The sequence below is a fragment of the Xylanibacter caecicola genome (genome assembly GCF_013166515.1).
Taxonomy (GTDB): Bacteria; Bacteroidota; Bacteroidia; order Bacteroidales; family Bacteroidaceae; genus Prevotella; species Prevotella caecicola.
Genome location: NZ_JABKKJ010000043.1, coordinates 1 through 8,394, shown reverse-complemented (window position 1 = coordinate 8,394; position 8,394 = coordinate 1). Strand labels below are relative to the sequence as shown.

The window sequence follows — 8,394 nt, the reverse complement described above, 5'->3', positions numbered from 1 at the left end:
ATTTCTCTACTATATGCTACAGATTTCTCTACTATATGCTACAGATTTCTCTACTATATGCTACAGATTTCTCTACTATATGCTACAGATTTCTCTACTATATGCTACAGATTTCTCTACTATATGCCGGAGAAAACCGTACGGCATGTTTTAAGATTTCATACACCTTCCGGGGGAGTGTCCGACCCGTTGAATTAACATTAATCACATAGATATACATATATAATATAGAAAACATGAAAAAAACACTAATCACATTGTTGTTCTTTTTCGGTGCTTTACATGCCATGGCACAGGACGACATAAAGGGAACAACCGTTACGGAGAACTTTGCATATCCCACGGCAACACAGAACATACCGGCTTTCCCGTCGGCAGTGGGCTTCGGAAAGTTCACAACGGGCGGACGCGGCGGTCGTGTAGTGACCGTCACCAACCTGCTCGACGAACCTTCCAACCCGCCCGAAGGCTCGCTTCGCTGGGCTGTGAACCAGTATCCGGGCGAACCGGTGACCGTTGTCTTCAACGTGTCGGGGTGGATAATCCTTAAAGACATACTGCGGATAAGGCACAAGGGCGGACTTACCATAGCCGGACAGACTGCGCCGGGTGAGGGTATCACCTTGTATCCGCGCGGTATCAGCTTCAATTCTGCCGGCGACGAGAGCGTTAACGTAATAATGCGCAACATACGCGTGAGATGCGGCAGCCGCGCTTGGGACGGACAGATGCTCGACGTCTCCAATCCGGAACAGACGCTCGGCACGGAGAATGCCTACAATCTGATAATAGACCACTGCACGTTCGGCTGGTCGGGCGAGGAACTGTGCACCAACAGCAACTCGTTCTTCCAGACATACTCTTACAATATCTTCCATGAAGGTCTGTATGACGCCGGTCACAAGAAAGGTTCGCGCGGATATGGCGTGTGCTGGGGCGGAAGCGCAAATACTTTCACACACAATCTGCTGGCGCACAACCTGCGCCGGTCGCCACGCTTCTCGGCAAGCGTGAACTATGACTATATGACCTACTACGAGTTTGTGAACAACGTGAACTACAACTGGGGCGGAACGCACCTCGGCAGTTACGGAGGCGACAATAAAGGCACCTCGCCGCGATACGCAAGCTATCTGGCAAACATCATGAACAACTATTGGCGCGTAGGACCCGCGACGGCTACCGTAGACCCGAAGAAACAAATCTTCACGTCGCTCGGCACCGACCTCGACGACCAACAGAAGTCATCATACTTCCATTTCTCGGGAAACAAGATGGACCGTCGCGACGACTTCGCTGCCGACAACAAACTCTGCATAGAAACCGACGAGAAGGTGTTCCTTATGGACAACATTCTCGTACCGAAGAAGTTCTACACCGCCAACTGGTCGTTCGACATCAACGCCTATACGCTGCTCAACAACCTTCAGACTGCCGACGAGGCGTATGCCGATGTGTTGGAGAAGTCGGGATGTGTTGTGCGCGATGCCATAGAGAAGCGCATAATACGCGAGTGCCGCGACGGCGTCGCCACATATAAAGGAAGCTGGAACAACCGTGGAGCATACGGTATTATAGACGACCCGATAGATGCGGAGATGAGGCTGAACGATGACGGAACGACATATTGCAGCACGGCGGCGCCGCCGTCAAGCCGCCCCGAAGGTTGGGACACCGACGGTGACGGTATGCCGGACGAATGGGAAAAGGCGAACGGCTTCAACCCTGCCGACCCTGCCGACGGCAATCATATAAACGCCGAGGGCTACACCGCACTTGAGAAATATCTTGCAAGTCTGATGGGCGAGGAGATAAAGGGCAGCTTCGGCGACCCTACGTCCATACGCACCGAGCATGCCGTTGAGTTCGGCATCAAGGCGGAAAAGACACACATCGTGATAACAAGCGAACAAGATGTGTGCGACGTGCACATATTCGACGATATGGGACGCTGCCGCATCACCGGGAAGCTGACCCGCGGAAGCAACATCGTCGGCACGGAGTCGCTTGCCAAAGGCGTGTATATCGTATGGGTGACGGACAGACACGGATACAGGAATGCAGTGAAAATCACAATATAACCTTATATTTATCAATCATTTAAATATTAACAACAATGAAAAGAATCACAAGACTCTTCACAACGGCGGCAATCATGTCACTGGTTGCCACAAACGCAGTTGCAAGTATTAACACGGACAAGGCTAAGGATAACTATAAGCCCACGCAATGGGAGTATTATGCAGCCGCAGAGTATGCCGGAGGAACAGGCACGGAGGCAGATCCGTATCAGATTGCCACGCCCGAGCAGCTGGCAAAACTCGCAGTGGAGATACAGAACATCGCGGAAGACGACAACAACTGGGACGACGCCTATTCGGCAGGAAAGTTCTGGGTGCTGACAGCGGACATCAACATGTCCGAGAACGCGCTGGCGGGAATCAAATGGGTTGGACATACCATAGAAGAAGCCAAGCAGCAATACTACAGTAACTTTACAATGGGCAGCGCCGATCCTGAAAGCTACACATTGGCGGCAGACAACCGCACTTTCAGCGGCATAGGCTATCTGAGGGACATAAACGCCGACTATCAGCGCTTTGCAGGAACATTCGACGGACAGGGACACACCATCAGCGGACTTATAAACACATCAAACTCAACGTGTGCCATCTTCAACGAGATAAACGGAGCCGTGATAAAGAACATAACCGTCAAGAACAGCTGGGTTCAGGGCAACTCTAACACTTCGCTGCTCGTAGCACATTCCATCAACTCCACAATAATGAACTGCCAGACAAGCGGTATTCTTTTTGCGGCAGGTTCATACGGCGCGGGCATTGTGGGCAATCTTGACGGCGGCAAGGTTCTCAATTGTGCGACTTCCGCATGGACATGGGGCAAGAACAATATGGGCGGTATTGCCGGAAAGGTATCCAACAGCGCCGAGATAAACAACTGCTACTTCGGCGGATGGACAGGCGCACGCTTCTGGGCAGGAACAAAATACAAGTACACCGGAGCAATGTCGCCAGAGCTTGGCTACAACACCGCGAGCGAGGCAAAGAACTGCTACTGGGCAGACACCTGCGTTGTACGCTATGTAGGCGCTCCGCTTGAATGTGTATTCGCAAGCAACAGTAGCGGAGGCATCGTGACCGACTGCAAGGCTGTGGCACCGGCAGATGTCGCAAACACCGTGGCTGCCCTGAACGCACAGGCACACAGCATAGCCGGCGCATGCACATGGAAGGTTGAGGACGGTGCTCCGGTGCTTGACTTCAGTTCTATACCTACCGGTATCACCGGTGTCGTTTCCGAAACAAGCACGGACAACCGTATATATACTGTCAGCGGCGTGCGCGTGGAGAAAGCGACGAAAGGACTTTATATAAAGAACGGAAAGAAAGTCATCATGTAATATTAGAGGGAGAGAAGGAGACAGGATGGTTATGTCAAAATAAGTAATCGTCCTCTTGTAGGGACATATTCTTGTATTTGTCCGCTTGTAACATGTTGATATTCAATGTTTATTCAACGGACAAATACAAGACGTGTTGTTGAACGAAGTGAAAAATATGTCCCTACTCACACAACCTCTTATTTGACACATCTTCATCTTCTTCACAATATTATTGAAAAATAAATTGTATATTTGCCATATAATAACAATACCTTAAAAATATAATGAAACAATTCAGAAGATTAACGGCACTTGTATTAACTGTTACATGTGCCGTTTCCATTTATGCACAGCACGGTCTCGTGGGATTTGCGAACTACAGTGACATGGGACTGCAGGGAACAACAGGAGGAGCCGGTGGCAAGATAGTGCATGTTACGAACCGTGAGGACTTTACCAGATATGCCGGAGCGAAAGAACCTTATATAATAATACTCGACGCCGACTTGAAAGGACACTATGACTACAGCACCAATCCCAAGCAGAAGCATGATGTGATCTCCGTTGCCAGCAACAAGACAATAATAGGCGGTGGCAAGGGTGCACACCTCGACAGTCTGGGACTGGACATCAACGGACAGCAGAACATAATTATACGCAACCTAAAGATAACCAAAGCCGACCCCGATGCCATCGCTTTCAGGAACACCCACCATGTGTGGGTGGACCATTGCGACCTGTCCAGTCAGAAACAGGAGAACGAGGCCAACGACGGACTGCTCGACTTCACATACGGCTCAAGCTATCTCACCGTGTCATGGTGCAAGTTCCATGATCATGACAAGACATCCATCTGCTGCTCAGGCACACGCAACATAGCCGACTACGGCAAACAACGCGTAACTTATCACCACAACGCCTTCATTAACTGCACCCAGCGAAATCCGCGCATAGGCTACGGACTGGGACATATCTTCAATGACTATAACGAGAAGAACACATCGTATGCCATCGGTATGTTCGCGCGTGCGGTGGTAAACGTCGAGAACTGCTATTTCAAGAACGTGAACGAGGCCTTCTGTCAGATGTATTCCGCCGCATACGGTGAGCATGATACATACTGGGGCTTTCTTAAAAGCACCGGAAACATCTTTGAGAATACGAGCAAAAGTACAAAGGGCAACAGCGACGGATTTGACGTAAGCAAATACTATCACTATGACTTTGCCATGGACGACGCATCGTCCATGCCCGGACTTATAAGCAAGATGGGCTGTATGGAAGGCATAGAAAGCGACATCATACCTTTCCCCGGCGACGGTGCCATAGGCGTGACAAAGGGCACGAGAATTTCATGCGGCGACATTGAAGGCGCCACGGGCTATATATATAAAATAGGTGTAACCCCCGGTGCGTTGAACACCGTCGACCCCGCCACGCTGGTGCTGCAACCGCTGACGACATATTACTGGCAGGTAACCGTCGCAGGCGGAAAACATGACGGCAAGACATCTCCCGTCTTCCGCTTCACCACCGCCGACCCTAAAGCACATTATCCCATGCCTGAAAACGGAGAGACGCATGCCGCCCTGCGCGAGATAAAGGGTGAGACATCGCCCTGTGTGCCGATGAGTCTGCGTTGGAGAGAAAGTTTTGATGCCGGAAGCTATACCGTATACATCGGCAGCAAGGAAGATTTGTCCGATGCAACGCCTGAGAATGTTGTCCGGACGTCATATCAGCCGAAAGGATTGCGCCATGGTGAGACATATTATTGGCGCGTGGACGTAAACGGCAAGGACGGAACGGTGATTGAAGGCAACACATGGAACTTCAAGTCGGACATAAGCAAGGCTCACGTCGGAAGGAATGAAGTGGAACATGCCGTGAGAGGCGGACTGTGCTTTCCTGAACGCGATGTTATGGCGGGATGGATTGTTGCGTCCAACGATTCGTGCAACGTAGGCGACCAGGGACCCGGATATATGAGCTTCGTATGGGCGGGTGATGACGGTGTATATGACTTTACAACAGCCTATTTTGATGAAAGTTCCGGTCAAGGCTGGTTCGGACTTTACGTTAACGAGGAGCGCAAGGACCAATGGACGGCAACGGCAAACAACAATAAAATGGTGACGAGGGATACAAAAACTGTTGAACTGAGGCAGGGCGACGAGATACGTCTCGACTTCTATACACAGAAAAACATGCGTTGCCGCACCGACTATATAGACATAAAGGCAAATACCACCGGCATCAGTAATCTGACAGCCGATAATGATACTGACGCCAAACGTATATACTCGATAGACGGGCGTTATATAGGCAACGACATGCGCTGCCTGACGAAAGGCATTTACATTATAAACAAGCGTAAGGTGGTCATCCCCTGACGGACCGTATGTGAACCAAATATCTCTATTTTAAGCAGATAGATGTAAAAAAGACGTATAAATCTTGGAGCGTAATGAAAAAAGTAGTAATTTTGCACCGCTTTTCGGCGTAATCGCTGGCAGGAAGAAGAGTAGCCTTGCTATGTTACGTTGGAACGATAAACAATTTAATTATTACAATAATGGATTTAATTAAAGTTGCTGAAGAAGCATTTGCAACCGGCAAGCAGTTCCCTGAGTTCAAATCAGGTGACACAATCACTGTCGCTTACAAAATTATCGAGGGTTCAAAAGAGCGTATCCAGCTCTACCGCGGTGTTGTCATCCGCATCTCAGGTCACGGAAACAAGAAGCGTTTCACCGTGCGCAAGATGTCAGGAACAGTAGGTGTTGAGCGTATCTTCCCTATCGAGTCGCCGAACATTGACAGCATTGAGGTGAACAAGCACGGTAAAGTGCGTCGCGCAAAGCTTTACTACCTGCGCAAGCTTACAGGTAAGAAAGCACGCATCGCAGAGAAGAAAACCGTTGCTGCTCCGAAAGCTTGACAGCTTTAATCACAAGAAACAAAATCCTTGCCTTGAACACATGGCAAGGATTTTTTTGTATATATACATCATGAATGCTGTTTTTCGATTATCTTTGTATAAGACAAGCGGCGCTTCGACAATCTGAAACACGTTTCATTGCGCTCGACTTGCATTGTCTTTGCATAAAATTATTCAGAAATATGTAACATCAAAAAATATAGTGAACATGAAAAACATGATATTAACGGCGATAATACTGGTTCAAGGCATTGCATGCACGGCACAGACCAAGTTCACATTCAATGGCAAAACACTCCGGAGCGGAAAGAAATGCCTATATGTAAACGGAAAGAAAACGCATGCGGACATGTTCACGTTCGGAACGGTGAACGAGGCTCTCAGGCATGCGGAGAGCAGCAATGGCAGGGATACGCTGTGGACGGACATATACATAAAGCCTTCGGTGTACTGGATTGACAATCCGGATGACGAGAAAGAGAGAAAGCCGCGTCCCGGTTTCAAGACACCGTTCGGTATGGAAGTGAGGTTGGACAGGGTAAGGATTATAGGAATGTCGGACAATCCGGAGGATGTGGTGCTGGCATGCAATCGCGGACAGACGCAGGGTGCCGACGGAAATTTCACGATGTTTCATTTCACAGGCAGCAATATCATTGCCGAGAACGTGACCTTCGGCAACTACTGCAACGTGGACCTTGTATACCCCAAAGATCCGAACATGAACCGCAAACGCCGAAAAGACGCCATCGTGCAGGCACAGATAGCCATTTGCAACGGTGACAACTATGCCATGCGCAACTGTCGGTTCATATCGCGTCTCAATCTGTGTCCGTTCGTTGGAGCACAGAACACATCGTTCGACGAATGCTATTTTGAATGTACCGACGACGCACTGTGCGGTACAGGAGTATACCGCAAGTGCCGGTTCACGTTCTTCTCGGGCAAACCGTTCTATACCACCGACAGGAAGAAAGGCGCCACGTTCATAGACTGCGACATACACACCAAGACACAGGGGACACAGTATCTTACGAAAGTGAGCGGTCCGGTGACGATGACCGGATGCCGCTGGACTAGCGACGACCCGGACATTAAAATAGAATGGAACAGACACCCCGACCCGGCACACCGTTGCGTGATGACCGGATGCACGCTCAACGGCAAACCGTTATGCGTGCCTACGCCCACCGAGCCGTTGCCGGTATCGTTGCCGGCATTTGCTCTTCAGGTCCGGCCGGACATCGTTCCCGGAGGATGGACAATGGACTGCCACAAGCCGAAAGACACATCCCGATATGACTGGACGGCAGACAACAGCCGCAGTTCATGGGGATATGCCGAGGGAGCGGACGGTGCCGAAGGGTCGTGGGGACTTGTACAGCTGCAAAAGGGTGCAAGGATTATGTTCACCCCGACCGATGAAAGCAAGGCGGTGAACAAGCAGACATGCACCGTAACGCTCGACCCTTGCAAGGGAGCGGGACAAGGGTTCGGCTCGGCAACGGGACAGTATCTCGACATCTGCATAAAGTTCGACACGCGTACACTTACGGGTTACGGCATACGTTTCATCCGCACACCGGAGTACGACCATGCCGTAGAGACATGTTTAGTGGAATATTCCGGCGGTGACATCACCCCGATAAGCAAGCCGCAGCGCTGCGACATGTTCCGTAAAGGATGTTCGGTGACGCTTATTGCCAACGGCAACATGCTTGAAGCGACCATAACAAACAGTCTTGTCTGCCACACACCGCAGAAAATCGAAGCAGCAATGCCCCACCCCAACGCCTTCGGAGGCTTCCACCTGCAACACACCGGCAGTACCGGAGCATCTGCCACCGTGATAAAGAGTATATTCCTGAAATAAGAATCATTTTTGTTACAATTTCAAACCGACATCTTTCGCATTCCAAAAGCAGGTAGTTTCAACTGGCAAGTGCAAAATTAATGATTTGTTTGAAGAATTCTTCTTTCGGGGTTGAGAAATTTAGTTTCTTTCTCGGTCTGAGGTTCAATTTCTTTCCCACTTTCTTGATATAGTTGT

5 protein-coding genes and 1 pseudogene are annotated in these 8,394 nt (G+C 49.8%); 5 read left to right on the top strand and 1 reads right to left on the bottom strand.

The genetic code is table 11. The features are described 5' to 3' along the window. The first annotated feature begins 236 nt into the window (after positions 1-236). The 5 genes from HPS54_RS12365 (at position 237) to HPS54_RS12345 (ending at position 8,217) form a co-directional block, all read left to right on the top strand. Positions 237-2,081: a hypothetical protein gene (locus tag HPS54_RS12365; protein WP_172345735.1), complete on the top strand. Its 1,845-nt coding sequence runs from the start codon at positions 237-239 to the stop codon at positions 2,079-2,081. 35 nt (positions 2,082-2,116) lie between these two features. After that, positions 2,117-3,421: a hypothetical protein gene (locus tag HPS54_RS12360; RefSeq protein WP_172345734.1), complete on the top strand. Its 1,305-nt coding sequence runs from the start codon at positions 2,117-2,119 to the stop codon at positions 3,419-3,421. Between the two features lie 266 nt (positions 3,422-3,687). Next, the gene (locus tag HPS54_RS12355) at positions 3,688-5,796 is read left to right on the top strand and encodes a pectate lyase family protein (RefSeq protein WP_172345733.1); all 2,109 of its coding nucleotides are present in this window, start codon (positions 3,688-3,690) and stop codon (positions 5,794-5,796) included. 182 nt (positions 5,797-5,978) lie between these two features. Continuing rightward, positions 5,979-6,344 (top strand): 50S ribosomal protein L19, encoded by a 366-nt coding sequence (gene rplS, locus HPS54_RS12350; protein ID WP_172345732.1) that lies wholly within the window; start codon positions 5,979-5,981, stop codon positions 6,342-6,344. A gap of 208 nt (positions 6,345-6,552) precedes the next feature. Then, complete coding sequence (locus HPS54_RS12345; protein WP_172345731.1) at positions 6,553-8,217, top strand: hypothetical protein; 1,665 nt, start codon at positions 6,553-6,555, stop codon at positions 8,215-8,217. Positions 8,218-8,275: 58 nt separating this feature from the next. On the opposite strand, the pseudogene HPS54_RS13180 reads toward HPS54_RS12345, so the two are convergent. Then, positions 8,276-8,394 (bottom strand): annotated as a pseudogene (locus HPS54_RS13180) (IS30 family transposase); the annotation flags it as partial.

Coding starts and splice junctions, on each gene's coding strand:
- HPS54_RS12365 (WP_172345735.1), top strand. CDS start 237: ATGAAAAAAACACTAATCACATTGTTGTTCTTTTTCGGTGCTTTACAT.
- HPS54_RS12360 (WP_172345734.1), top strand. CDS start 2,117: ATGAAAAGAATCACAAGACTCTTCACAACGGCGGCAATCATGTCACTG.
- HPS54_RS12345 (WP_172345731.1), top strand. CDS start 6,553: ATGAAAAACATGATATTAACGGCGATAATACTGGTTCAAGGCATTGCA.
- rplS (WP_172345732.1), top strand. CDS start 5,979: ATGGATTTAATTAAAGTTGCTGAAGAAGCATTTGCAACCGGCAAGCAG.
- HPS54_RS12355 (WP_172345733.1), top strand. CDS start 3,688: ATGAAACAATTCAGAAGATTAACGGCACTTGTATTAACTGTTACATGT.